The 24,481-nt window shown below is 58.3% G+C and carries 18 protein-coding genes and 4 pseudogenes; 8 read left to right on the forward strand and 14 right to left on the reverse strand.

Features of this window, described 5'->3' with window-relative positions; genetic code table 11:
• Nucleotides 1–126: 126 nt before the first annotated feature.
• Nucleotides 127–405: pseudogene (locus AB4Y43_RS37860) on the forward strand (helix-turn-helix domain-containing protein); the annotation flags it as partial.
• Between the two features lies 1 nt (nucleotide 406).
• Here the strand turns inward: AB4Y43_RS37860 and AB4Y43_RS37865 are convergent.
• The 5 genes and pseudogenes from AB4Y43_RS37865 to mdeB form a co-directional block, all read right to left on the reverse strand.
• Nucleotides 407–622: pseudogene (locus tag AB4Y43_RS37865) on the reverse strand (LysR family transcriptional regulator); the annotation flags it as partial.
• A gap of 200 nt (nucleotides 623–822) precedes the next feature.
• On the reverse strand, nucleotides 823–2,568 hold the full coding sequence (gene lpdA, locus AB4Y43_RS37870) for a dihydrolipoyl dehydrogenase (RefSeq protein WP_368730093.1): 1,746 nt from the start codon (nucleotides 2,566–2,568) through the stop codon (nucleotides 823–825).
• A gap of 43 nt (nucleotides 2,569–2,611) precedes the next feature.
• Entirely contained in the window at nucleotides 2,612–3,985 is a 1,374-nt protein-coding gene (gene aceF / locus AB4Y43_RS37875) for a dihydrolipoyllysine-residue acetyltransferase (RefSeq protein WP_342949953.1), read from the reverse strand.
• 99 nt (nucleotides 3,986–4,084) lie between these two features.
• Nucleotides 4,085–5,863, reverse strand: a complete 1,779-nt coding sequence (ilvB, locus tag AB4Y43_RS37880) for a biosynthetic-type acetolactate synthase large subunit (RefSeq protein WP_368730094.1) — start codon at nucleotides 5,861–5,863, stop codon at nucleotides 4,085–4,087.
• Between the two features lie 26 nt (nucleotides 5,864–5,889).
• Nucleotides 5,890–8,604, reverse strand: coding sequence for an alpha-ketoglutarate dehydrogenase (gene mdeB / locus AB4Y43_RS37885; protein ID WP_368730095.1), 2,715 nt, complete (start codon nucleotides 8,602–8,604; stop codon nucleotides 5,890–5,892).
• 187 nt (nucleotides 8,605–8,791) lie between these two features.
• Here mdeB and AB4Y43_RS37890 point away from each other — a divergent pair, with 187 nt between their 5' ends.
• Nucleotides 8,792–9,331, forward strand: coding sequence for an Lrp/AsnC family transcriptional regulator (locus AB4Y43_RS37890; RefSeq protein WP_069268820.1), 540 nt, complete (start codon nucleotides 8,792–8,794; stop codon nucleotides 9,329–9,331).
• A gap of 307 nt (nucleotides 9,332–9,638) precedes the next feature.
• On the opposite strand, the gene AB4Y43_RS37895 is transcribed toward AB4Y43_RS37890, so the two are convergent.
• The 5 genes from AB4Y43_RS37895 to ehuB all read right to left on the reverse strand — a co-directional run bounded on the left by AB4Y43_RS37895 (nucleotide 9,639) and on the right by ehuB (nucleotide 14,266).
• Complete coding sequence (locus AB4Y43_RS37895) at nucleotides 9,639–10,784, reverse strand: porin (protein WP_342925249.1); 1,146 nt, start codon at nucleotides 10,782–10,784, stop codon at nucleotides 9,639–9,641.
• Nucleotides 10,785–11,200: 416 nt separating this feature from the next.
• Complete coding sequence (locus AB4Y43_RS37900) at nucleotides 11,201–11,983, reverse strand: amino acid ABC transporter ATP-binding protein (protein ID WP_368662015.1); 783 nt, start codon at nucleotides 11,981–11,983, stop codon at nucleotides 11,201–11,203.
• A 58-nt stretch (nucleotides 11,984–12,041) separates the two neighbouring features.
• Nucleotides 12,042–12,704, reverse strand: coding sequence for an amino acid ABC transporter permease (locus AB4Y43_RS37905; protein ID WP_069268822.1), 663 nt, complete (start codon nucleotides 12,702–12,704; stop codon nucleotides 12,042–12,044).
• The gene (locus AB4Y43_RS37910; protein ID WP_368662012.1) at nucleotides 12,701–13,351 is read right to left on the reverse strand and encodes an amino acid ABC transporter permease; all 651 of its coding nucleotides are present in this window, start codon (nucleotides 13,349–13,351) and stop codon (nucleotides 12,701–12,703) included. Before AB4Y43_RS37910 ends, AB4Y43_RS37905 begins: the two co-directional genes overlap by 4 nt.
• 30 nt (nucleotides 13,352–13,381) lie before the next feature.
• Nucleotides 13,382–14,266, reverse strand: a complete 885-nt coding sequence (gene ehuB / locus AB4Y43_RS37915; protein WP_069268824.1) for an ectoine/hydroxyectoine ABC transporter substrate-binding protein EhuB — start codon at nucleotides 14,264–14,266, stop codon at nucleotides 13,382–13,384.
• Nucleotides 14,267–14,430: 164 nt separating this feature from the next.
• On the opposite strand from ehuB, the gene AB4Y43_RS37920 reads away from it, so the two are divergent.
• The 6 genes from AB4Y43_RS37920 (at nucleotide 14,431) to AB4Y43_RS37945 (ending at nucleotide 21,259) form a co-directional block, all read left to right on the forward strand.
• Nucleotides 14,431–15,117, forward strand: coding sequence for a GntR family transcriptional regulator (locus tag AB4Y43_RS37920; protein WP_368662011.1), 687 nt, complete (start codon nucleotides 14,431–14,433; stop codon nucleotides 15,115–15,117).
• 2 nt (nucleotides 15,118–15,119) lie between these two features.
• Complete coding sequence (locus AB4Y43_RS37925; protein WP_069268826.1) at nucleotides 15,120–16,316, forward strand: Xaa-Pro peptidase family protein; 1,197 nt, start codon at nucleotides 15,120–15,122, stop codon at nucleotides 16,314–16,316.
• Between the two features lie 91 nt (nucleotides 16,317–16,407).
• Nucleotides 16,408–17,373: a succinylglutamate desuccinylase/aspartoacylase family protein gene (locus AB4Y43_RS37930; RefSeq protein WP_342925245.1), complete on the forward strand. Its 966-nt coding sequence runs from the start codon at nucleotides 16,408–16,410 to the stop codon at nucleotides 17,371–17,373.
• Nucleotides 17,373–18,551: a pyridoxal-phosphate dependent enzyme gene (locus AB4Y43_RS37935; protein WP_069268828.1), complete on the forward strand. Its 1,179-nt coding sequence runs from the start codon at nucleotides 17,373–17,375 to the stop codon at nucleotides 18,549–18,551. The genes AB4Y43_RS37930 and AB4Y43_RS37935 overlap by 1 nt, the downstream gene beginning before the upstream one ends.
• A gap of 21 nt (nucleotides 18,552–18,572) precedes the next feature.
• Nucleotides 18,573–20,036, forward strand: coding sequence for an MmgE/PrpD family protein (locus tag AB4Y43_RS37940; protein ID WP_069268829.1), 1,464 nt, complete (start codon nucleotides 18,573–18,575; stop codon nucleotides 20,034–20,036).
• Nucleotides 20,037–20,557: 521 nt separating this feature from the next.
• Entirely contained in the window at nucleotides 20,558–21,259 is a 702-nt protein-coding gene (locus AB4Y43_RS37945) for a GntR family transcriptional regulator (protein WP_342925243.1), read from the forward strand.
• A gap of 287 nt (nucleotides 21,260–21,546) precedes the next feature.
• Here AB4Y43_RS37945 and AB4Y43_RS37950 read toward each other — a convergent pair whose 3' ends face one another.
• From AB4Y43_RS37950 to AB4Y43_RS37965, 4 genes and pseudogenes are all read right to left on the reverse strand, one after another.
• The gene (locus AB4Y43_RS37950) at nucleotides 21,547–22,173 is read right to left on the reverse strand and encodes a hypothetical protein (RefSeq protein ID WP_069268831.1); all 627 of its coding nucleotides are present in this window, start codon (nucleotides 22,171–22,173) and stop codon (nucleotides 21,547–21,549) included.
• 248 nt (nucleotides 22,174–22,421) lie between these two features.
• Nucleotides 22,422–22,794, reverse strand: a pseudogene (locus AB4Y43_RS37955) (DUF4158 domain-containing protein); the annotation flags it as partial.
• A 123-nt stretch (nucleotides 22,795–22,917) separates the two neighbouring features.
• Nucleotides 22,918–24,033: a hypothetical protein gene (locus tag AB4Y43_RS37960; protein WP_368730096.1), complete on the reverse strand. Its 1,116-nt coding sequence runs from the start codon at nucleotides 24,031–24,033 to the stop codon at nucleotides 22,918–22,920.
• Nucleotides 24,034–24,086: 53 nt separating this feature from the next.
• Nucleotides 24,087–24,353 (reverse strand): annotated as a pseudogene (locus tag AB4Y43_RS37965) (DDE-type integrase/transposase/recombinase); the annotation flags it as partial.
• Nucleotides 24,354–24,481: the final 128 nt, after the last annotated feature.

The raw sequence follows: 24,481 nt of genomic DNA on the forward strand, positions 1-24,481 counted from the left end.
GGCGCACTCAGTCCGATTGAATACCGGGAGAGCCTCGGGCTGACGACATAAACCCGTCCAAGAATTCCGCCGCACCCCCTTCTGGCTCATTAGTGATGTCCGATTCCTGCCCTGGTTGAGGCGCACGAGCGGCTAGTGATCCGGTACCGGGAATCTGGCGCGACCGGGCTGACGTCGCGCAAGCGCGGTCGCCCCGGGAATCGCCGACTGGATGTCGAGTTGGCCCGACGGGCGCTGACGATTATCCGGGACCGTTACGCCGATTTTGGACCGACGCTGGCTGCCGAGAAGCTGTGGGAATGCCACGGCCTGCGGCTGGCGAAGGAAACGGTGAGGAAGCTCATGACGGACGCCGGACTGTGGGTGCCTCGCCGGCAGCGGCCACCGAAGGTGTATCAGCCAAGGGCACGGCGTGCACCAGCCCATAGCCGAGATCGTCTAGGATCGCATTGAGCAACGCCACCGGCGAAGGAAAATAGTGCCTCGGGTACCGGCCGACCGTCACACCGAAATGTGAACGGAAGAACACGTCATGCAGGGCGTCCTTCCGGTCAAACAGGATGGCGGTGGCCTTGAGCGCGCCCGGCAAGGTCAGGCCACCGGCGAAATATTCGCGCGCGAAACATAACGTCCCGTACCGTCCGTAATGGCTGACTCGAAATCCTCTCCTCGGGTCGGGTGCCAGCCAGTCCTGGACCATACGTCTCAACGACACTCCCGAAATCGCCATAAGTTCCTCCATCATTTCGACGGCGACGGTACTGCGCCCCTGAAGATCAACAGTCGTTAACACGCGGTTGATAGCGCCACCAAGACCTAGACTTACTTGGGACTTGCGTTTCCGCGCTTCGGCGGCACATCGGTGCAGACGCCCTCGTACAGCTCGGCGGCCATGCCGATTGACTCGCCCAGCGTCGGGTGCGGGTGAATCGTCTTGCCGATGTCGGTCGCATCCGCGCCCATTTCCACCGCGAGGCAGACTTCGCTGATGAGGTCGCCCGCGTTCAGGCCGACGATGCCGCCGCCGATCACGCGATGCGTCTCTTCGTCGAAGATCAGCTTCGTGAAGCCCTCGTCGCGGCCGTTGGCGATCGCGCGGCCCGAAGCGGCCCACGGGAACACCGCCTTGCCGTACTTGATGCCTTCGGCCTTGCACTGGTCTTCGGTCTTGCCGGCCCACGCCACTTCCGGATCGGTGTAAGCCACCGAAGGAATCTGCAGCGCGTCGAAGTACGCCTTCTCGCCGTGCGCCGCTTCCGCCGCCACGTGGCCTTCATGCACGGCCTTGTGCGCGAGCATCGGCTGGCCGACCACATCCCCGATCGCGAAGATGTGCGGGACGTTGGTGCGCATCTGCTTGTCGACTTCGATGAAGCCGCGATCCGTCACCGCTATGCCCGCCTTGTCCGCGCCGATCTTCTTGCCGTTGGGCGAGCGGCCCACGGCGACCAGCACGAGGTCGTAGCGTTGCGGCTCGGCCGGCGCCTTTTCGCCCTCGAACGACACATAGATGCCGTCGTCCTTCGCCTCGGCCTTCGTGGTCCTGGTCTTGAGCATGACGTTCGCGAAGCGCTTCGCGTTGTACTTCTCCCAGACCTTCACGAGGTCGCGGTCCGCACCGGCCATCAGGCCGTCGAGCATTTCCACGACGTCGATCTGCGCGCCGAGCGTCGCGTAGACGGTGGCCATTTCCAGACCGATGATGCCGCCGCCGATCACCAGCATCTTCTGCGGAATCTGACGCAGTTCCAGCGCGCCGGTCGAATCGACCACGCGCGGATCTTCCGGCATGAACGGCAGTTTCACGGCCTGCGAACCCGCAGCGATGATCGCCTGCTTGAACTTGACGATCTTCTTGCCGTTCTCGCCCACCACTTCCATGTGGTTCGGATCGAGGAACGCGCCCACGCCCGTCACGACTTCGACCTTGCGCGCCTTCGCCATGCCGGCGAGGCCGCCCGTCAGCTTCTTGACGACGCCCGACTTGAAGTCGCGCAACTTGTCCAGGTCGATCTGCGGCTTGCCGAACGTGATGCCGTGCGAGCCGAGCGCTTCGGCTTCGTCGATCACGAGCGCCGTGTGCAGCAGCGCCTTCGACGGGATGCAGCCCACGTTCAGGCACACGCCGCCAAGCGTCGAATAACGCTCGACCAGCACGGTCTTCATGCCGAGGTCGGCGGAGCGGAACGCCGCCGAGTAGCCGCCGGGGCCCGCGCCGAGCACGAGCATGTCGCATTCGACATCGGCGCTGCCGCTGAAGCTGCCGGCTTGCGGCGCCGGCGCTGCTGCCTTCGGCGCTTCAGCCTTCGGAGCCGGCGCCGCTGCGCCTTCTGAAGCCTCGACCAGAGCGATCACCGTGCCCTGCGAAGCCTTGTCGCCAGCCTTGATCTTCACTTCCTTCACCGTGCCCGCGACGTCGCTGGGCACTTCCATCGTGGCCTTGTCCGACTCGAGCGAGAGCAGCGTCTGCTCCTTCTCGATCACATCATCGGTCTTGATGTTGACTTCAATGACCTCAATGTCCCTGAAGTCGCCGATATCCGGCACTTTTACATCGATAAGCGTCATGGATTGATTTCTTCCCTGCGGTTGTACCGGAGCTCGTCGCGGATCAAAGCGATACCCGTCGATAGTCGGCCAGAATCGTGACGAGATAGGCATTGAAGCGGCCAGCTTCTGCGCCATCAATGACGCGATGATCCCATGAAACCGACAGGGGCAGCATGAGGCGAGGCACAAACTGCCTGCCATCCCACACCGGCTTCATCGCGCTCTTCGACAGGCCGAGGATCGCCACTTCCGGTGCGTTGATGATCGGCGTGAAATGCGTACCGCCGATGCCGCCGAGCGACGAGATCGAGAAGCAGCCGCCTTGCATCTGGTCCGGCTTGAGCTTGCCGTCGCGCGCGAGCTTCGAGAGCTCGGCCATTTCCTTCGCGATGTCGACGAGGCCCTTCTTGTCCGCGTCGCGGATCACCGGGACGACGAGGCCATTCGGCGTGTCGGCCGCAAAACCGATGTGGTAGTACTGCTTGAAGACGAGGTTGTCGCCGTCGAGGCTCGCATTGAACGTCGGGAACTTCTTGAGCGCCGCGACGCAGGCCTTGATGACGAACGCGAGCATCGTGAACTTCACGCCCGCCTTCTCGTTTTCCTTGTTCAGCTGCACGCGCAGCGCTTCGAGGTCGGTGATGTCCGCTTCGTCGTTGTTCGTGACGTGCGGGATCATGACCCAGTTGCGGTGCAGGTTCGCGCCGGAAATCTTCTTGATGCGCGACAGCGGATGCGTATCGATCGGGCCGAACTTCGTGAAATCGACCTTCGGCCACGGCAGCAGGTTCAGGCCCGTACCGCTCGCTGCCGCTGGGGCTACTCCAGCGGCAGCGCCAGCCGGCGCAGCGAGCGCGCCCGTCATCACGCCCTTCACGAACGCGGTGACGTCGTCCTGGCTGATGCGGCCCTTCGGCCCGGTGCCCTGAACTCGCGTGATGTCCATGCCGAGGTCGCGCGCCAGTTTACGCACCGACGGCGAAGCATGGCTTGATCCGCTCAGCCCAACCTCCTTCTCCGGGATCACGGCCGCTGGCGCAGGCGCGGATGGATGACCTGCCGGACTGCGCTCCTCATCAACAATGGGTGAGCCATCTCGACGCCCGGTCTTCTCGCTCGCGTCAACCTTACCGGTGACCGCCTCGGCCGCCGCACCTTGCGGCTCCATGAGCAGGATGACCGAACCTTCCGACACCGCATCGCCGACCCTGAGCTTTATTTCCCGAACGACGCCACCAAAAGGACTGGGCACGTCCATGGTGGCCTTGTCCGACTCCAGCGTAACCAGCGATTGCTCCTCCCGTACTACATCACCGGGGCCAACCAGTACCTCGATGACGGGGACGCCCTTGTAGTCGCCGATGTCAGGCACCTTAATCTCTGTTACACGCACTTCAGTAATCTCCCAATCGCGGTCCAAGGCGAGCGCAACGATCGTTGCGTAGTGTTTCTCGCGAATGCGTCAATGCCAGAACAGGCAGCAGGCGCCGGGCTGCCCGAAGTCCTGGCTATGTTGAACATTAGCCATGCTGAACTACCGGTCGACATCGCGCGAATTCATCAGCATGTCCGTCAGTCCCGCGCCCGCTCGAACCATAGGCCAGACGTTCTCGGACGGATCGATGGCAAAGTCCATGAATACCGTACGCTGCTTCATGGCAAGTGCTTCGCGCAGCACGGGCTCGACATCGCATGGTCGATCGATGCGAAAGCCGACGTGCCCGTAAGCGCGGGCGAGCGCGACAAAGTCAGGCAGCGCGTCCATGTACGAATGCGAGTAACGGTCGCTATAAGTCACATGCTGCAGTTGCCTTACCATGCCGAGGTAGCCATTGTTCAGGGAAACGATTTTCACGCCGAGGTCGTACTGCCTGCAGGTCGACAGCTCCTGGATGCACATCTGGATCGAGCCGTCCCCGGTCACTGCGACCACATCCGCGTCAGGAAGTGCGCGTTTGACACCCATTGCATAGGGCAGTCCGACACCCATCGTCCCGAGGCCGCCCGAGTTGATCCATCGCCGAGGCTTGTCGAATCCATACAGCTGCGCAGCCCACATCTGGTGCTGTCCGACGTCGGAACAGATATAGGCATCGCCTCCAGTGACTTCCCAAAGCCGTTGAATGACGAACTGTGGCTTGATCACATCAGCGTCCGGTTCATAGGCGAGGCAGCGCTTCTCACGCCAAGTCTCAATCTGTGTCCACCAGTCCTTCCGGTGCCCAGCATGAATACGCTGCGCCCGGAGCTGCTCCAGTATCGCGCGCGCCGCGGTCTTTACGTCTCCCACGATCGGAATGTCAACCTGCACCCGCTTGTCGATCGTCGCGGGGTCGATATCAACATGAATAATCGTCCTTCGATCTGACTGGAACTCTCCCGTGTTCCCGACGACCCGATCATCGAATCTCGCACCGAGCGCAATCAGTACGTCGCAATGCTGCATCGCCATGTTGGCTTCGTACGTTCCATGCAGTCCTGGCATTCCGAGGCACCGCCTATCCGAAGCGGGAAAGGCGCCAAGCGCCATCAACGTGTTCGTCACCGGGGCATCGAGTCGCCGCACGAGTTCCGCAATCTCCCCGCTGGCAGCCGATGCAACCGCTCCGCCGCCAACGAGAATGCATGGCCGGCGCGAGCGCGCGAGCGCCTCGGCGGCCCGCCGCACCTGTCCCGCGTGAGGTTCCGTGCGCGGACGGTAGGATCGCAGCGTGACGGATTCAGGTATGCGCAATGGCGTCTTCGCCTGAAGCACGTCTTTGGGAATATCCACCAGCACAGGCCCGGGGCGTCCGGTGCGGGCGATATGAAACGCGCTTTTGAGCGTCTTCGCCAGTTGAGAGACATCCAGCACCAGAAAGTTATGCTTGACGATCGACCGGGTAATTCCGACAGCATCGCACTCCTGAAACGCATCGGTTCCGATAGAGTGTGTGGGCACGTTACCGGAGATCACCACCATCGGAATGGAATCGAAATAGGCAGTCGCAATGCCTGTCACCGCGTTCGTCACACCCGGCCCCGATGTCACCAGCGCTACGCCGACCTTTCCCGTCGCGCGCGCGAAACCATCCGCCGCGTGGACGGCGGCCTGTTCATGGCGAACCAGCAAATGGGTAACATCGATGGATTCATGGAGCGCATCGTAAAGCGGCAGGACCGCGCCGCCTGGATACCCCCAAACCGTCTCAACACCCTCCCCGCGCAGGACGGACAGGACAATCTGTGCTCCCGATGCATCGCCGTCCCTGCCCGAAGCACCCGGAGCGCCGGCTTTCGCAACCTGTTGGATCTCAGCACCCGCAATCTTCATTATTAGCTCCCGGTAGTGCCTGCCCGTCACCGTTGCCACGGCGCGGCCCGGTTCGCGTCATGCTTGCCATAGCGATCAACGGCACGCCTGACGAGCTCGACCGCTACTGCACCGTCGTCCGCGAGCGCTTTCAGCGCGGCAATCGCGATCGAATGTTGGTCGACTTCGAAGAAGGCCCGCAGCGCCGCACGGGTGTCACTGCGTCCGAAGCCATCGGTGCCAAGCGTCACATAGCGCCGCGGCACATATGCACGAATGAGTTCGGGAACGGCGCGCACATAGTCTGTCGCCGCGATCACGGGCCCGTGCGTGGGAGACAACGCAGACGTCACATACGGAGCGGCAGCGCGATCCTCGTCGAACAAGCGATCGGTGCGTTCGGACGCGACACCGTCCCGGTGCAGCTCGGTAAAGCTGGTGACGCTCCACACTGATGCTTCGATGTTCCAGTCTTCCTTCAGCAAGCGCGCGGCCGCCTGCACTTCGCCCAGAATCGCCCCCGAACCGAGCAACTGGACCTCAGCCCGATCGAGCGATGTTGTGTCAAGCGGATACATGCCCTTGAGCACACCATCACGAACGCTTTCGATGGGTGCATCCGGAAGTGAAGGCTGTGCGTAGTTCTCGTTCGTCACCGTCAGGTAATAGAACACATCGCGCTGACGTTCAATCATCTCGCGCATGCCTTCGTCTACGATCATGGCCACCTCGTACGCGAATGCCGGATCGTAGGCGCGGCAGTTCGGTACCGTCGAGGCCGCCAGATGGCTCGTGCCGTCCTGATGCTGCAAACCCTCGCCACCGAGTGTCGTCTTCCCCGCCGTTGCACCGATCAGAAAGCCACGCGCACGCTGGTCAGCGGCAGCCCAGATGAGATCGCCGATGCGCTGGAAACCGAACATCGAGTAGTAGATGTAGAACGGCAGCATGGGCAGGTCGTGCACGCTGTATGAAGTGGCTGCGGCGACCCACGAGGACACAGCGCCCGCCTCCGAAATGCCCTCTTCCAGTATCTGTCCGCCCGTATCTTCCCGGTAATACAGCATTGAGCCCATGTCTTCGGGCTCGTACAGCTGCCCGAGCGGCGAATAGATCCCAACCTGCCGGAACAGATTCGCCATACCGAACGTGCGTGCCTCATCGGCGACTACGGGAACAATGCGAGGGCCGAGCGACGCGTTTTTCAGAAGGCTCCCGAGCATCCGCACGAGCGCCATCGTGGTCGACATCTCCTTGCCGTTCGCGTCCAGCGCAAATTGCCCCCACGCCGGCAATGCGGGAACAGGCAGCATTTGCGACGCGGTTGTCCGCCTGCGGGGCAGATACCCGCCGAGCGCTTCGCGCCGGGCATGCAGGTACCGCATTTCTGGACTGTTGTCCGCCGGCCTGTAGAACCGCAGCTGCTCGACGTCTTCGTCGGAGAGGGGCAAGCGGAACCGGTCGCGAAACGCTTTCAGTTGTTCGACGTCGAGCTTCTTCTGTTGATGCGTGGTCATCCGGCCCTGGCCGATCGAGCCCATGCCGAAGCCCTTCATTGTCTTCGCGAGAATCACCGTGGGCTGCCCTGCATGTTTCAGTGCCCTGTTGTACGCCGCATACAGCTTGCGTACGTCATGGCCACCGCGGCGCAGGCGGTCAATATCGTCGTTGCTCAGATGCGCGGCAAGCGCAGCCAGTTCCTCGTTCTGTCCGAAGAAGCGTTCGCGGTTGTAGGCGCCGTCATTGGCAGAGAAGGTCTGAAACTGTCCATCGACGGTATGAGCAAACGCTCGCAACAACGCGCCGGTGCGATCGCGTGCGAAAAGACCGTCCCAATTAGAACCCCACACGACCTTGATGACGTTCCAGCCCGCCCCCGTGAATTGCGCCTCGAGTTCGTCAATGATGCGGCCGTTACTTCGCACGGGGCCGTCAAGTCGCTGCAGATTGCAGTTGATCACGAAAACGAGGTTGTCGAGCCGCTCGCGTGCGGCGAGCGACAAGGCACCGATCGATTCGGGCTCGTCCATCTCGCCGTCGCCAAAGAAGCCCCAGACCTTGCGGCCTTCCGTTTTGAGCAGCCCACGGTTCTGCAGGTAACGCATGAAGCGCGCCTGGTAGATCGAGTTGATAGGGCCGATGCCCATCGATCCCGTCGGAAACTGCCAGAAGTCAGGCATCAGCCACGGATGCGGATAGGAACACAGACCCGGACCCGCGATCTCGCGACGGTAGTGCTCCAGATGCTGCTCGCTCAGGAAACCTTCAAGGAATGCGCGCGCGTATACTCCCGGCGACGAATGGGGCTGAAAATAGATGAGGTCACCGCCATGAGCATCGTTCGCACCGCGAAAGAAGTGGTTGAATCCAACCTCGAAAAGATCCGCTGCCGATGCGTAGCTCGCGATATGTCCACCGAGTTCGCCGTAAGCGCGGTTCGCTCGCACCACCATCGCGAGCGCATTCCAGCGTAGTGCAGCGGCGAGTCGCTCTTCGGTATCGACGTCACCTGGAAACGGCGGCTGCTGTTCGACCGGGATGGTGTTCGCATAGGGCGTGACGTTCGCACGCGCCGTTGCGATGCCGCTCGACAATGCATGCGCGGCCAGGCGGTCGAAAAGATACTGGGCACGTCCGAGCCCGACATGCTCCACCACGCCATCCAGTGCGGAGATCCACTCGGCAGTTTCCTGCGGGTCGTTGTCCATGCGGGCTTGATTGAGGGCAAGAACGGGCTGAACACCGCTCGATAAATCGGTCATGGCAACTCCAGGCTAAACAGTGAGATTCGTGAGCTTCGAGACTCGTGCGGGTCGTAATTTCGAATTCGAGGACATGGGAAGAGCTTATCCATCCCATCACAAAATGTGCGTCTCTTTTGTGGGGGAGTTTTCAGCTCAAATAGGGTATAAATTCTGGTAACGATGCCTCACATGAGATTTCCATACTATGACGTCCGAAACAAAACTCCCGACCCGCCGGTTAGACCGCACCGACATCGCGATCCTGCGGCAGTTGCAGGACAATGCGCGTATCACAAACGCTGAGCTCGCCCGCGCGGTTAACCTCTCGCCCACTCCCTGCTTCAATCGCGTACGCGCACTTGAAAAGCTCGGCCTGTTCCGCCAACACGTGACCCTACTCGACGCCGGCGCGCTCGGGTTACGTATCAATGTGTTCATTCAGGTTAGCCTCGAACAACAGGTAGAAGACGCGTTACGCGTTTTTGAAAAGGAGATCGAGGATCGGCCAGAAGTGATGGAGTGCTATCTGATGACAGGCGACGCCGATTATCTGCTGCGCGTCGTCGTGCCGGACATGCAAAGCCTTGAGCACTTCATCGTCCAATGGCTCACGAAAATACCTGGCGTGTCGAACATCCGCTCCAGCTTTGCGCTTAAGCAGGTGCGGTACAAGACAGCGTTGCCGTTGCCGACCGTTGGCCTCACGTTGCCGAGTGGCGAGGAAACGCCTCAGGAGTGGACTTGAGGGTGGCAGTAGCCAACGTCTAGCGTTGGCACTGGTAACGCCCTTGTGCCGACAAGTAGTCGACCGGGAAGACAGTTAATGCAGAAGCTGAAATGCCCAGTCGCACACGGCCGCTGGTACCTCAACCGAATCGCGAACTATAGGATTGAGTCGAACTCGTTCCTTGAACAGTTAATATCTTCACACCGGCACTAGACGACGCGAGCTCGACACCTTTTTCCCCTGTCGCGCTGAGGCGAGATTGGGTCAACAGACATCGGTTTTCGAGCCCGCGTGATCTCATCGATTTGGTGCTTGGCTGAGTCGACTAGAATTTATGACGGAGCCCGAGGCGCAAAGCGAGCTGGCTGTTGCCCGAGGAAACACCGTACGCACCGGGTACATATGCGAAATCCAGCACTGAACCCGTCGTATCTCCTCCTACATGCTGATAGGCACCCTGAAGATAAACGTCTGTTCGCTTTGAGATGTTGTAGTCGCCCATCAACCCGACCGTCTGATAGTTCGGATGGAAGCTGCCCGCTGCCGTGGTCATCGTCGCGTGCGTGTAGGTGTACATCGCGCCAACATAGAACGCTGGCGTGAACTGGTACTTGCCATTGATTTCGAAGTTCTGGAAGCGGAGGTCCGAAGCCGGACCACTGACAGGCGTAATAGCGCCCACGTACCCGGAGTTCACCGGATTCTTCACATCCACGTTCGAGTATGCGAAGCCGAAAGTGGCGCTTCCAATATAGTAGTTGATACCAGCACCAAAGATGCGCAGCCGGTCACCCACAAAATTTTCATCGCCACCATTGTTGATCGCACCGGTCGCGGTTGATGACGGATTGTTGGCCTGTAGATAGGACGCCGCGATCAGGATGCTTCCGGTCTCATATTGTGCTCCCAGACTATACTGACGATTATTGGCGAAATTGGTGTCATTTGAGAAGCTGTAAGTGCCACCGAATTGGAAGCCACCGAAATTCGGGCTGGTATATTTCGCCGTATTGTTGACCCGAAAAGTGCCATCCGTATTGTCGTTGTCGTATGGGTGCGAGAGCAGATAACCTGCCCATGTTCCATTTGCTGTCGTCGACGAGAAGTAGTCGACAACAGAGTCATACTGGCGACCAAAAGTAAGCTTGCCATACGTCGAACTTGACAGCCCCACGTATGCCTGACGTCCAAACATCAGGCCGCCCTGGCCGAGCTTGCCGTTGTTCACGTTGAACCCACTCTCGATCTGAAACACGGCCTTCAGCTGGCCACCGAGGTCCTCCGTACCTTTCAGTCCCCACCGACTACCCTGCACGTATCCGCTTTGTAGCTCGTATGCCCGGCTTCCAGCTGCATTATTCGTGAAGTCAAAACCTTCATCGATGAGTCCATACAACGTGACGGTACTTTGCGCATAGGCGGACACTCCGATCCCGGCCAATACGGACGCCACCAGCAGTTTCGCCTTCATATCATCGTCTCCAAACGTGGTAGTTATTGAAAATCAATTTGTAGTACGTAACAACTAGTTTGCATAAAGTGGTGGTGCTCTCCCGTTTCCCGAGCCGCGCATTCTTCATCGCCCCGGTCGCATCGATCCTGCAATGCCACACCGATCCTCACTGCGCGGCAAACCTCGGCTGAAACCGCGGTCCCGCAACGTTGCCCGAACTACTCGGGCTTCCTCGCTCCGACAACTATGAGTGCGCGTTTTCCAATACGACCTGGGGGCCTAACGTATAAACCTCTCGGAGCGTAATGCCAGCGTTAGGTTCGTGCCCCGTCGAACGCCGGCAGGATTCTTTGTGGCCTCAATTTCCTCATCGATTCACGATGTTTTGGTGCAGCCGCCGATACCCTCCTATCGAAGTCGGCTGCGACCTCGCATTATTTGTGCAACAACTGACTCAGAAACTTCTTCGCTCTGATATGCGTCGGATTGCGGAAGAAGGTATCCGGCGGTGCACATTCGATGACTTCCCCACCGTCCATAAATACGATACGGTCAGCAACTTCACGAGCGAATCCCATCTCATGAGTCACACAGATCATCGTCATGCCATCGTTCGCAAGTCCGGTCATCACATCGAGTACTTCTTTGATCATCTCCGGATCGAGCGCTGACGTCGGCTCGTCAAACAGCATGATCTTTGGTTTCATGCAGAGCGCACGAGCAATTGCGACGCGTTGCTGCTGCCCACCGGAAAGCTGTGCCGGATACTTCTTCGCCTGGTCCGGTATGCGAACCCGGTTGAGGTTTTCCATCGCAATCGCCTTGGCCTCCGCCCGCGACGCTCGGCCAGTACGGATCAACGCCAGCGTACAGTTGTCGATCACGCTCAAGTGAGGGAACAGATTGAAATGCTGAAATACCATTCCGACATCTCGGCGCATGTGCGACAACCCCTTCATCTTCGCGTGCATCTCGACACCGTCCACAACGATCCGGCCTTCCTGGTGCGTCTCCAGCTGATTGATGCAGCGGATCAGCGTCGATTTTCCTGATCCTGACGGACCGCAGACCACGATCCGCTCGCCGAACGCCACATTCAAATTGATGTCGCGCAAAACCTGAAATTCGCCGTACCACTTCGATACACCTTCAATTGCTACCGCGATCGACTCGGGCGTATTCGCTTGCAACCCCGCCGGTTCGCGTGGTTGCGACATTTGGGATACCATGTCTTCCTCCACAACACTTCAAACGTCTTGATAGACTGCTGTCGGCTTATCGTTGAGGAGCGCCAATCCCAAGGTGGCGCTCGACCTTTCCGACCAATACGACCGCGATCAGGGCTAGTGCCAGAAAGAGCACACCAGCAACAAGCATCGGCTCAGCGTAACGGTAGGTTTCGGAAGCCACGTCCATTGCGCTGCCTAGCATTTCGGGAACCGCGATCACCGCCAGGTATGGCGTAGACTTCAGGATCGCAATGGCATACGCACCCAGAGGCGCGGCCACGTTTCGCAACATCTGCGGAGCGATAACGAAGGCCGTGGTGTCCCACCAAGTGAGCCCGAGGCTTTTCGCACCCTCGCTCTGGCCAACCGGAACGGCGTCGATGCCGGCCTTGAACACTTCGGCCATATATCCGGAGTAGTAAAAACTAAGTCCGAATACACCGATGAATAACGCGGGCAAGACGATTCCGTAAGAAGGGAGAACGAAAAACAGGAAATAAATCTGAACAAGTGCCGGAGTAGACCTGATCGCATCGATGATGAATTGAACCATCGGACGCACAACGGCATTGGAACGGCGCAGCATTTCCCAGACGAAACCGAGCGCCAGCGCACCCACGAAGCTCAGGATCGCAACGAGGATCGTATTCCCGACACCTTCCAGGACTTGCGGCACGATTCGCAACGCAAAATCAAAATCGAAGTTCATGACCGCCCTCGCCGGCTCCCGTGCGATGTCTCAAGATATCGCCCAAAAATAGTCACTGGATAACATAGAATCAGATAGGATAACAAAAGACTCGAATAAATTAACAACGGGTTATAGCTCAACTCCGAGATCTCCTTGGCACGGAACGTCATGTCAGACAACGTAATAAGAGATACCAATGCGGTTCCCTTGATCAGTTGAATAAGATCGTTGATGAACGTTGGAATCATGGCTCTGATTGCCTGCGGCAACTCGACAAGACAAAGCACCTCGAAACGATTCAACCCCAAGGCCAAGCCTGCCTCGCATTGTCCGCGAGGCAGTGCTTGCAAGGCGGCGCGGACCGACTGACTGCTATATGCACCCGAGTTCAGTCCGAGCACGAGTGCGCCAACCGTGATCCCGGAAAGATGAATTCCAAAAGCGGGAAGCGTATAGTAGAACGCATAGAGCAGCACAATAACAGGCGAGCTTCGCCACAGCTCGATGATGAATGTAATTGCTTTGCGCGGAGTGCCAGTCGCGAAGTTCTGCAATATTCCAGCGACCAGCGCAAACGGCACCGCATACAGGAGTCCGAGTAGAGTGACGGCCGCGGTGATACCGAACCCCTTGTATATTCCGATAATGACGTCAGGAAAGTTCATGCGATCGCTCCTCAGATTGACAAATCCCGATCATCGATAATCCGCGCCACACACCGCTTTCGCCGTTACGTCAGTTGGCGCCATCTCGGTTTCCCCGAATCCATATTTTTCGAAGACTTTCTTGATCGAACCATCGGCCTTCATTTTTGCTAGCCCCGCGTTATACAGGTCACGCAGTTTCGAATCCTCCGTCCGGAATGCGATTGCCGCGTAATTGGCAACCTGCTGCCCATTCTTTACCAACCCGGTAAAGGGCGTCGCGCGCTCGAGCCGGTTGCCGACGTTTGGATCCTTGAGCGTACTGATTACAGTTGAAGCCGATTCGGTGTCGGCGTCAATGCGACCGGCCAGAATGGCTCCGACCGAAGACTCGACGTCTTTAAGCAGAAGAATCCGATCCTTGGGGATTCCGGCAGCGATCGCATGCTCGACAGCAGAACTTCCCCGTCCGCCGCCAAACCGAATCGCTGGGTTCTTTGCAACGTCCGCATAACTATGGATATTGAGAGGATTCCCTTTCTTCACCAGAAGCGCATCGCCGATAGCCAAATCCGGATTGCTGAAAATTACCTGTTTGCAGCGCGTCGGGGTAATTGCCAAGCCCGAAGCTACGGCATCTATCCGCTTGGAGAGCAGGCTCGGAATCAGCGCGTCGAAGTCGACGACGACAAAGTTGATTTTCTTGACACCCACCTGACCGAGAACGGCCCGGATCATGTCAGGACCGACGCCAGAAACGCTGCCATCGGCGTTTCGGTATCCCCACGGCACCTGATTGTGAATTCCTACCGTGATTTCCCCACCGTGGATCGCCTGGCTATCGCTTGACTGCGCCTGGGCGATGCTGCCGCCAATCAGCGTGCTCGCCGCAGCAAGAACAAGCGCCAGCCGTTTACTCCAGACCTGGATCGTCATAACTGTCTCCTTTCCTTTTGTTGGTGCGTTGAGTATACTTGGCATACTAGGCATGTCAAGCAACGATCTTCGACGGTGCACTCGTGTTTACCCGAGTAGCGAAACTGGAAGGTCGATCTAAAGCCGCTTGAATAAACAGACCAATACTGGAGACAACTTTGTCCTTGTACGAGACAGTGCGCGACGAACTTCTCAAGCGGGTCAGGAATGGCATATACGCGAGCGACATGCCGATTCCGTCCACCGCCATGTTGAGTAAAGAATTCAATGTCAGCGTGATTACCGTGAAGCGGGCGCTGCGTGACTTGCAGGCCGCTGGCGTGCTGGTCACGATTCGCGGCAAGGGCGCCTACGTGAAGAAACAGCAGCGAATCCTGCGTCAACTCGATATGCGCATGTCGTCCCTGCATGGGGCCGACATCAGCTTGATCTCGGTGACGCGGGAAAAGATCGGTGATCCGTCCATGGCCACGCTTGCGGCCCCCGACCATACAATGCTCTGCGTCAGGAAAGTCATCTCATCAGACGGCTCACCACTTCTCTATGACGCCAGCTACCTCTCGGCGAACGTAGAAGACGAGATCATCGACGAGTTCGGCAGCAGCTTTATCGTCGACGCGCTGAAGCGCCGCGGCATCCGGCTCGTCAAGACACAGATCGTTGTGGAAGCCTTTCCTGCTTCCGATCGCGCGGCCGAGATATTTGGGGTTCCGAACGGATATCCGATGCTGCGTCGCATTTACAAGATGATTACCACCGACGCGAATTTGACGATCTATGGCGTTGTTCAAGCTCCGTTTGATCGCCTCGCCTGTTCCATTGACTTTCCGTCTCATGACATGGAGATCTAAAGATGACTGCACTTCAACTCGACATTCCTGCCGTCTTCCGTGCGCCGGCTCCCCCGGTTCCCGAAAACGAACTCCGCCAGCGATTGACCAACATCCGCCGGGAAATGGCAAAAGCCGGGATCGACGTTATTGTTTTGACCGACAAGAAAAACGTTGACTATTTCACGGACTACCAGGAACTCTCCTGGGATCACAAAGCACGCCCGATCTTCGCTGCCATTTCATCCCAAGACTTCGCACTCTTCGGCAGCCTTGGCGAAGCAACAACGATCCAGCTCAGAGATCGAATTTTCGAGCCGGTCTACTACAAAGGCTATCTTGACGAAGCTGTCACCGCTGTTTCGGACTGGCTAGAGGGCAAGACGACCGGGAGCGGTGTCCATATTGCAGTGGACTATGGTCAAGACATGTTCGGACGTGGTTCGTTGGGATTGATCGACGCGCTCAGTTCGATCGATGCGAGCGGTCGCGTCAAAAGTGCAGCCGATGCGATCTGGAAAGTCAGGCTGGTCAAGTCCAGATTCGAAGCCGATCTCAATCGAACCGCATATGAGATCGTCAATACGGCATTCGACCAGACGATCAAGCACGCCTATGTTGGCATGACGGAGTACGAACTTTATTACCTCATGCAGGCACAGATCTATCTGAACGGCGCCGAAAGTGCCGATCCGATCGCGATGCTCTTTTCCAGCGGCGATTTCGCCTACGCTCGCACGGCGAAGGATCGGAAGCTCGAAGTAGGTCATTACGTATGGACCGATTTTCGCGCTACGTATGGTGGGTATCCGGCCGATCGCAATCGGATCGCTCGTGCCGGTGACCCCAAGGATTGGGAACTCGAGACCTACACGGCGGTGAGATTGCTGACGCTGGATGTTGTCAACCATATCCGCCCCGGAATCACGTGTTCCGAGGTGTACCAACACTTCGACGCACTGTGGCGCGACGCCGCATTGGGGTCGGTGTACGGCGCCGTATCGCGCATCGGTCATGGTGGTGGCCTCGACGTAACCGAGCCGCCGTCGCTGTCGAGGGCCGACACGACGGTCATCGAGCCAGGGATGATTCTGCACATCGAACCGAAACTTGAGCGCGATGGCGCTGTGTTTCAGTTCGAGGAAGTGGTCTTCGTCACCGAGTCCGGCATCGAGTTCCTGTGCCCACCCTCGCCAGAAACCCTTCCCGTGATTCGATAAACATCCGATCTCTCATAGGTTTCACATGTCAGGCTCTACACGAATCTGGTCGACGATCGACTACGAAAAGAACGGCAAGCAAGTCGATTGCTTGCGGCTGCCGATTTCCACCGACACGTCCGCGTATGGCTGGATTCCGATTCCGGTCGTCTGCGTGAAAAATGGCGACGGTCCGACTGCGGTACTGCTCGCGGGAACGCATGGCGACGAGTACGAAGGCCAGATCGGCCTTATGCGCATCGCGAGACAGTTAGTCCACGACAATCTGCACGGACGCGTGATCATTCTTCCGTCACTCAACTTTCCGGCGGTCAAGGCGGGGCGAAGGGTTTCACCCATTGACGGAGGCAACCTCAATCGCGTCTATCCCGGGCGCGCGCACGGTACCGCCACCGAAATGATCGCGCACTATGTCTGCGAAGTGCTTCTGCCGATGGCCGATCTCGTCGTTGATCTCCACTCGGGCGGCCGCTCGCTCGACTATATGCCGTGTGCACTCGTCCGTAGCGCAAATACGGAAGCGGAAATCGAACGCCTGCACGACCTGCTGCGTGTATTCGGCGTGCCGCTTGCGGAATTTACCGACGGCGCCGGTGGCGGCGGCAATACCACACTGCCTGCTGCAGCTGCCCAATTCGGGGTGCCGGTCATCACGGCGGAGCTGGGCGGAGGTACCACGCTTCGAGGCAACGGCTGTACGCTGGCCGAAGAGGGCTCGCTCAGACTTCTCAAGCATCTTGGCATCCTGTCGTCATGCGACGTGCCCGATCCCGCGCAAGTCACGTTGATGAGTTGCGAGAGCATGGACCTGTTCGTGTATGCCGAATACGACGGGTTGTTCGAGCCCATGGCGCAGCTCGGCGAGCGAGTCGAAGAAGGTCAGCTTGCCGGGCTCCTGCATTCGATCGACCGACCGCATGACCCGCCCGTCGAAATCTACTTCCGCCGTGCGGGACTGGTCGTTTGCAAGCGGCATCCGGCATTGGCGAGCCGCGGCGATTGTCTTTTCGGACTTTTGGAGGACGCGGCCACGTCATACCTCCCGGGAGCGAACTGATGAGCCGACTCAATCCCAACGTTTCCGGCATGAAGTGTATCCAGTGCGGGCTAGTACACGCGCTGGACGACTATTTCGAAGGTTGCCCGTCGTGCCAAAGGGCGGGCACACCGGCGAGCGTCGCACCGCATTACACCGCTTTTCCGGCGGACCTGAATACCGAAAACATCACGGACTGGCTGTCGTATCGCGGTGCTACGGGACTGGGAGAAGGCAACACGCCGCTATCGGCGCTGCCCCGGCTCGCCGTCGCACTGGGCATCGATGCATTGCATACAAAAAATGAATTCTGCAATCCAACCGGCTCCCACAAGGACAGGATGGGTGCAATCGTTGTCCAGCGAGCGATCGACGTCGGCGCGACGACCGTCGCGGTTGCATCGAGCGGCAATGCCGGGGTTTCGACGGCAGCCTATGCCGCCCGAGCCGGTATCGAATGTGTGGTCGTGACGACACCGGAAATCAGCCCGAACTGGCGCAGAGCAATCGAAATGCATGGCGCGCGAATCATCGCGACCAAAAATCCAGACGATCGCTGGGCCCTCATCGCCCAGCGTGTGCGGCAGGGCGAATGGTATCCGGTCACAAATTCGATCATGCCGCCCGTCGGGAGCAATCCGTTTGGCGTCGACGGTTATCGCGCAATCGCATTCGAACTCTACCTGCAATTTTCGGCGCGTCCGCCGACGGACATCATCGTTCCGACCGCACGCGGTGACGTGCTCTGGGGTATTGCGAAAGGCTACCGGGACCTTCGCGACTCGGGTCTGGTGCACTCCATTCCAAAGGTTCACGCTGTCGAACCATTCCCACGAATCAGTCTAGCGCAACAGGGGCATGGCATGGTTTGCAGCGACTATTCGGGGGACACGGTCATGGAGTCAATCGGAGGCGATACCGTTACTCGCCAGACTTTACTGGCGCTCGATTCGACTGACGGTGTGGGTGTCGCGGTCCGCGATGAACAGGTCATCGCAGACCAGCTTGTACTCGCGCGTGAGGGACTGTACCTCGAGCGCTCGAGTGTCGCCTCGCTCACGGGACTGCGCAGATTGATAGATCACGGGCAGATTGGACAGAACGCTCGCGTCGTCATGGTGGCCACTTCGCATGGCTACAAGGAGCAGCCCGAATTCGGCGATTCGCTATCCGCGATCAACGTTTCTCGCGAAGCATAATTCTAGACATAGAGGGCACGAATGATAAACGAAGAGGACTGCACTGCGTCGGCTGACGCGCAATCCGCGTCGTCACACCGGGACCATATCCTGTTTCCGAACAATCCAGTCCATGCACACGCCGGGCTGTTAGCGCGCTTTCTCACGGATCTCAGCTACGAGCGCATTCCCGAAGACGTCGTCCATAAGGCAAAACTGCTGACGCTGGACACGATCGGATGCATTGTTGCCGGAACGGACACGGTGCTCGGCCGCAAGATCCTGGCCAGCTACGGGAGCACCAAACAACAAGATGGCTGCACCGTTTTGGGAACCTCATTGCGTATGCCGCCATCGCTGGCTGGCAAGGTGAACGCGTGGTTGTCGGATGTTCTCGACTACGAGGACGTCGCGGTAGGCCATCCAAGTGCGACGGTCATACCTGCCGCGCTGGCGCTCAGCGAACATCTAAATACCCCACCAAAGCGGTTTCTCGCCGGTGTCGTCGCCGGTTATGAGGCAGGTCTCCGACTGCACGACGCCACGCAAGCCAGTCCCGAAGTGTATCTGCGATTCGCTGTATATCACGCATGGCACGGCCTGGCTGCCGGAGCCGCCGCCATGGTCGTCGCTGGCGGCTCGGAAGAGCAGTTCCGCTCTGCGCTAGGCCACGCCGCGGCCAATACCTGTCTGCCTCTGTGGTACGTCCAGTATGGACAGCCTGCGCATGCACTCAAGGCGAACTATGGCCAGATGGCCCTGGCGGGAATCGAGGCCGCACTCTGCGCACGTCACGACATCATCGGCCCCTTCGCGATGCTTAGTGACCCCCACAGAGGTTTCGCTAGCATCATTGGATCCGATCGATTCAATGCCAGCCTGCTTTCTGCTGATCTCGCCCACAATTGGCGAACGAGAGAATCGTCCTTTAAAGCATTTCCATGCTGCGCATTTCTCCATACGACCATCGAAGCAATTTCAAATCTGGCCGAACAGCACTCGATTGACCACAAAGATATACGCAGCATTCAGATTCGGACGATTTCAAGAATATCGGAATGGTTCTCCGACAGGCGACCGCCTTCCGATATCAATGCCCAATTGTCCGTCCAGTATGTATCTGCAATGGCGGCGCTCTCCCTCCAAGCGGGACGAGAATGGTATGAACCGTCCTTGATGGCAAGCGAGGACGTTCTTGAATTGATGGAAAAGATCGACGTCGAAGTCGATCCGGTCGCTGAGGAAGCATTCTGGAAGATCGATCAGCATATGTCGTCCGTGACCATCATGCTATCAGACGGTCGTTTGCTCGAGACGTCAGTGAAATGGCCACTGGGTCACTGGCGCCGTCCGTTCGAGGATGCAGACGTGGAAGAGAAGTTTCTGCGCAACCTCCGAGGAACCGCCTTGGTGTCGAAAGGCGCGGAAATCTTCGAACAAGGAATGGACATGGAAAACCATGGCTCGATGCGCGAGTTCATTGAGTTATTGCGCATTGCAGACTGATGATGATCGCGAAGCAGCGGCAGTAGGACCCTTGGCGTCCGACGTAACGATCCCGATCGGCCAGCTCGTGATCTTCAGTGCGAGATCGGCAAACTTGAGTGCGCTCGTGATGTTGCTATCCCGGTGTTCTCGTAGAGGCTCAGTCGCGACGCCCGCGTTACGACCCCGGGGGCCGTTATGCCGTTTGGGGTAAGCTCCCCAAGCCATGGATGCCGGTCGCTGCGCCATATCGCCCTATTTTCAGTTGGCGGTTACACCGAAATGATACCTAGTATATTTTGCGAGGCGCATGAGCTTCAAGGTGAGACCTGAACCGTCGTTGATGTCGGTGCGCCGATTGTTTAGCGCCTTCCCGACATCCGACAGTTCGCCACAGGACGCCTGGGCTGTTTCGATGTAAAGCGGTGCGCCGGATGCTGCCCGTTGTCCGCAAAACGTTCATGCTTGGGATACTAGGCATCCATGGACGCCCGGGCTATAGTCCCGTTGGTCCCATCGACCTTTCGCGCCCGAGAGTCAACTTGATCAAGCCCCAATTACAACCCTCCCCGTCGCTGCATGAAACGGTACGCGAGGAACTCCGTCGACGCATCGCAGTCGGCACCTATTCTCCCGACGCCGCGATCCCGTCGACGGCCATGCTTAGTGAAGAATTCGGTGTTAGTTCGATTACGATAAAGCGTGCGCTACGCGACCTGCAAGCCGCAGGGACGCTCGTATCGATTCCCGGGAAAGGAACATACGTCAAACAACAAAAGCGGCTGTTGCATCAACTCGACGCGATGCAGCCGTCGTTTGACGATTCGAGCATACGTTCAGTATCGGTCACGAGAGAGAAAATATCCGATCCGACCTTGAGTACGATCGCCCTGCCCGACCACGTGATGCTCTGTGTCCGAAAAACGATCTGGATGGACGATGCGCCAGTCGTGTACGACACGACCTATCTTTCTCCGGATATCGGCGACGATATTGTGGACGAGTTCGGAGAGCGCTTCGTCGTCGACGCTCTGGCCAAGCACGCGATCCACGTCACCCGGACCTATCTGGTCATCGACGCGGCACCCGCCACCGCCGAAGTGGAAGAAATATTCGGCGTTCCCAATGGCTATCCCGTGCTGCGGCGGCTATATCGGATGATGACGAGCGAACCCGGAATTATCGTTTATGGCGTCCTCCAAGCGCCGTTTGACAGGCTCGCATGTACCGTGGACTTCCCTTGAATGCAGGCAGTCCTCTCGTCGGCCTAACTCAATTGCATCGGGGACTGCGGCGAGAAGCCTCCTTTACCCTGCCGCGACTCGATACATGCCCGCGCATACGCGAACGAAAGCCAAGCCTGCGCAACGGCACTGAGTCCCGGCAAGGGGTAGCGACAAGGTAAGTATGCCCTGTAGCGCATAAGTGCTTATCGTGGTCAGGGGCCAATCAGCGGCTCTCAGAGACCAAGTTCTGATCGTCAAGACGGCCTCGGTTTGACGCTTACCTTACATTCGCTGCGGGCAATGGTTCAAAAAATCCATTTTGGACCAAAATCAACGGTGCGTACTCCAAATATTTTTACGTGGAGATGGGCTTCTAATTGCACGGCGAATCCATCTTTTACGCGTATGGTGATGGTGTAATTGCCACCGAGGCTTTCTGTTCCGATTTTTTCAGTACGAGTTAGCTGGCCGTCCGAGAATGTCAAAAGGGCCTCACCGATTGTAAATCCGAGAATTTTGCTTTTGACAGCAGCGGTGTACTTGCCATCCTCTGGATTTTGAATTTCTAGATGAATGCTCGCTATGGCTAAGGGGATGTCCAATTTATATGGAAAACGAATCGCACCACGGACGGCTCGGATTTTGAATTCGTTAAGAATAGCCCCATCTTTTTCGAGCAGCTCATATGCTTCTTTGCAGGCCGCGTCAAATTCCTGCTCGGACAGGCCGCTATCTGTGCGTAGCTTGTCACGGTCGGCATCGTTGCGAAAACTTATGGTATCTACAACAGCTTCTGTTGACATAATGATCTCTCGTGCAAAATCATTGAATTGAATGGGCACGCACGACGCGATGGCCGGTAGCACTCCTTCGCTTCCGCCCCCCAGAACACGCGTATCCCCGATGAACTCCGTAGCAGTAAGAAAACCCATTTCTTATTGCTTAGCAAGCAAGATAGTCCCACCAAATGGCAAAGTCACTGATGCGAATCAAGGAAATGCTGTTTGTGGGGTTCGCCGCCTTGGCTGGCTCTGGTGCAAATAGGGCCGGCGAATGGGTTAGAGTTGTCGGAACAAAACGAACCGACGAGCCGAGATGAGCAAGCTGAAGAGTCCGGAGAAGTTGTTCGGCGGACGCCATTTTGATCGGGAGATCATCATTCTGTGCGTTCGCTGGTACCTGCCCGTGTCGCGATCGCGTTCGCGTCGGTGCCGTAATACGGTTCACGTCGAGCCAGGTGCGAACCGCCGCGTAATGCCGGAACAGCGTTGGGGAGGTCTCAGTGTCGTAGCCTAATTGCATGGTGTCGCCGATATCGGCGGCTGCCCGAACTTGTTCAACGACGCCGCCGGAATGGTATCGAGCGGAGGGAAATAGTGCAGTTGCTGAAAGACCTTCAGCAGCACCAGCAGGCCCAGTCGAGGTCGCTCGCCGCGCGTTGACCGGCGTGCCCATTCGAGCTCGTCGGGCAGTGGCGTGTAGCAGGTTTGCAGTTCCCGGGATGCCAGGACCTCGGGGAAGCGCGGGTACGCGGTGCGTTCGAGGGTAGCCATTGCGGATCGTCCGGATCGCAGAGGGCCGCTCAGATTAGCGCAAGAAAAATCAGAGGTTACTGCACAAATCGTAATAACCGGCGCAGTCTTTATAACTCCAAGGCTTATGATAGGAACTTATGCTTACCTTGTTGATACCCCGTTAACGGACATACCTCCTCTCTCTGCCAACGCTCTTTCGCCCGCTTGAATTCTGGCAAGATCAGCGTCCATTGCCTCCGACCCTAGCTGACGGGCGGCCCGGACGTCTCTTGCTGCGCGCTCAGCCGCCTGTCGGCTGGGGAAGCCTTTGGCGGCGGCCCGGGCGTCTCTTGCTGCGCGCTCAGCCGCCTGTCGGCTGGTGAAGCCCTTGGCGGCGGCCCGGGCGTCTTTTTCTGCCCGGTCAACCGCGCCGGTCGTCGTTACGCCTAGTTTTTGCGCTTTTTGATACATTGATTTTCGCCTTGCAACTCGGTCTAGGGCTTTCTTGTCGCCTTGCTTCAGTTCATCATCGGTGACGTCACATCCAACAAATGTGTCCGTATTGACGACACCGCCTGGCTTGTGGCTGCAATTGATAGGCTTGACGGTTGTGGCGCTCGAGCGGGAACGTTGCGAGGGGGGAGGATAGGGCGCGGCTGCCACCTGCCTGCCCTCGCGGCTGGAATTTGTCACTGTTGCTGGCGCTCTTGAGGAACTGGCAAGTGAGCTGGGTGGGAGCTGCCCAGACGCATCGGAATAGCGCGAGTCATACGTCGATCCGGTTGCGCGACTATCGATCCCGGAAGGCAATGGTGCGCCAGCGAAGTCTTGAGGGTTGCGGCGCGCAATCAACTCCCGCGTCAGATCGGCTTGAGAGTAGTGCGTCAGTGCGCTGGCTGCTGGACCACCGCTGCCTGCAGGGGCGCTTTGCGGCGGAGGAGCTGGATTGCGCAACTGATCTTGCAGTTCAGCAATCCGACGATCGATGCGGCCGTCCACGTTTGCAAGGTAGGACCTCTCGTCTTGCAACTGCGTGATCTGTTGATCAAGAGTAGGCGCTACGGTCGGTTGGTTTATTGAAGCGCGGGGAACATGTGATTGACCTGACTGCCCCCTGCCTCGTTGGGGCAGTCCACCCAGCACAGATGCTGCATTCTGATTCTGGCGGAATTGCCGGATGTCATCCGCCTGGTAGGGAATCCGGCCAGGGCGATGCCGGTTAACCTCGTTGGTGGTGGACTGCGCGTCATAACCTTGCTGAAGGTAATAGCTGGCCATATGCTGTGAATCAGGCGATAGTCGCATGGTTGCTCCGGTGAATGGGTCTGGTGTTCGATGACAATCCTTCGTGGCGCGTTGGCACAGGCGGCCAGCACGCGGTTGAAGAAGCGCTTTGCTGCGGCCTTATCGCGATGTTTCTGCAGCAGGATGTCGAGTTCGGCGACGTGCTGGTCGACTGCCCGCCAGAGCAGATAAGGCTCACCGCGCAACGTAACGAAGACTTCGTCCAGATGCCATGTGCGCCCAGGCTTGCGGCGGGCAACTTTGACGCGATGTGCGAGGCCCACGCCGAATTTGTCGCACCAGCGGCGGATCGTCGAACCTGTCCGCATTTTTGTGGGCGAGGCGGTTAAAAAAAACGTTACCCGCGCGCCCGCGTAAACCGCTCGCCAAACAGGATGGCAAACTGGTTCATCGCAGATTTCCAGTCATAGGCATGGCGCAC

This window comes from Paraburkholderia sp. BR10872 (assembly GCF_040965835.1).
Classification (GTDB): domain Bacteria; phylum Pseudomonadota; class Gammaproteobacteria; order Burkholderiales; family Burkholderiaceae; genus Paraburkholderia; species Paraburkholderia nodosa_A.

What these genes read in the sequence shown, in the direction of transcription:
- ehuB (WP_069268824.1), bottom strand. Translation starts at nt 14,266, where the DNA reads ATGACGATCCAGGTCTGGAGTAAACGGCTGGCGCTTGTTCTTGCTGCG.
- AB4Y43_RS37910 (WP_368662012.1), bottom strand. Translation starts at nt 13,351, where the DNA reads ATGAACTTTCCTGACGTCATTATCGGAATATACAAGGGGTTCGGTATC.
- AB4Y43_RS37900 (WP_368662015.1), bottom strand. Translation starts at nt 11,983, where the DNA reads ATGTCGCAACCACGCGAACCGGCGGGGTTGCAAGCGAATACGCCCGAG.
- AB4Y43_RS37950 (WP_069268831.1), bottom strand. Translation starts at nt 22,173, where the DNA reads ATGGGTTTTCTTACTGCTACGGAGTTCATCGGGGATACGCGTGTTCTG.
- mdeB (WP_368730095.1), bottom strand. Translation starts at nt 8,604, where the DNA reads ATGACCGATTTATCGAGCGGTGTTCAGCCCGTTCTTGCCCTCAATCAA.
- lpdA (WP_368730093.1), bottom strand. Translation starts at nt 2,568, where the DNA reads ATGACGCTTATCGATGTAAAAGTGCCGGATATCGGCGACTTCAGGGAC.
- AB4Y43_RS37940 (WP_069268829.1), top strand. Translation starts at nt 18,573, where the DNA reads ATGATAAACGAAGAGGACTGCACTGCGTCGGCTGACGCGCAATCCGCG.
- ilvB (WP_368730094.1), bottom strand. Translation starts at nt 5,863, where the DNA reads ATGAAGATTGCGGGTGCTGAGATCCAACAGGTTGCGAAAGCCGGCGCT.
- AB4Y43_RS37895 (WP_342925249.1), bottom strand. Translation starts at nt 10,784, where the DNA reads ATGAAGGCGAAACTGCTGGTGGCGTCCGTATTGGCCGGGATCGGAGTG.
- AB4Y43_RS37925 (WP_069268826.1), top strand. Translation starts at nt 15,120, where the DNA reads ATGACTGCACTTCAACTCGACATTCCTGCCGTCTTCCGTGCGCCGGCT.
- AB4Y43_RS37890 (WP_069268820.1), top strand. Translation starts at nt 8,792, where the DNA reads ATGACGTCCGAAACAAAACTCCCGACCCGCCGGTTAGACCGCACCGAC.
- AB4Y43_RS37935 (WP_069268828.1), top strand. Translation starts at nt 17,373, where the DNA reads ATGAGCCGACTCAATCCCAACGTTTCCGGCATGAAGTGTATCCAGTGC.
- AB4Y43_RS37960 (WP_368730096.1), bottom strand. Translation starts at nt 24,033, where the DNA reads ATGGCCAGCTATTACCTTCAGCAAGGTTATGACGCGCAGTCCACCACC.
- AB4Y43_RS37905 (WP_069268822.1), bottom strand. Translation starts at nt 12,704, where the DNA reads ATGAACTTCGATTTTGATTTTGCGTTGCGAATCGTGCCGCAAGTCCTG.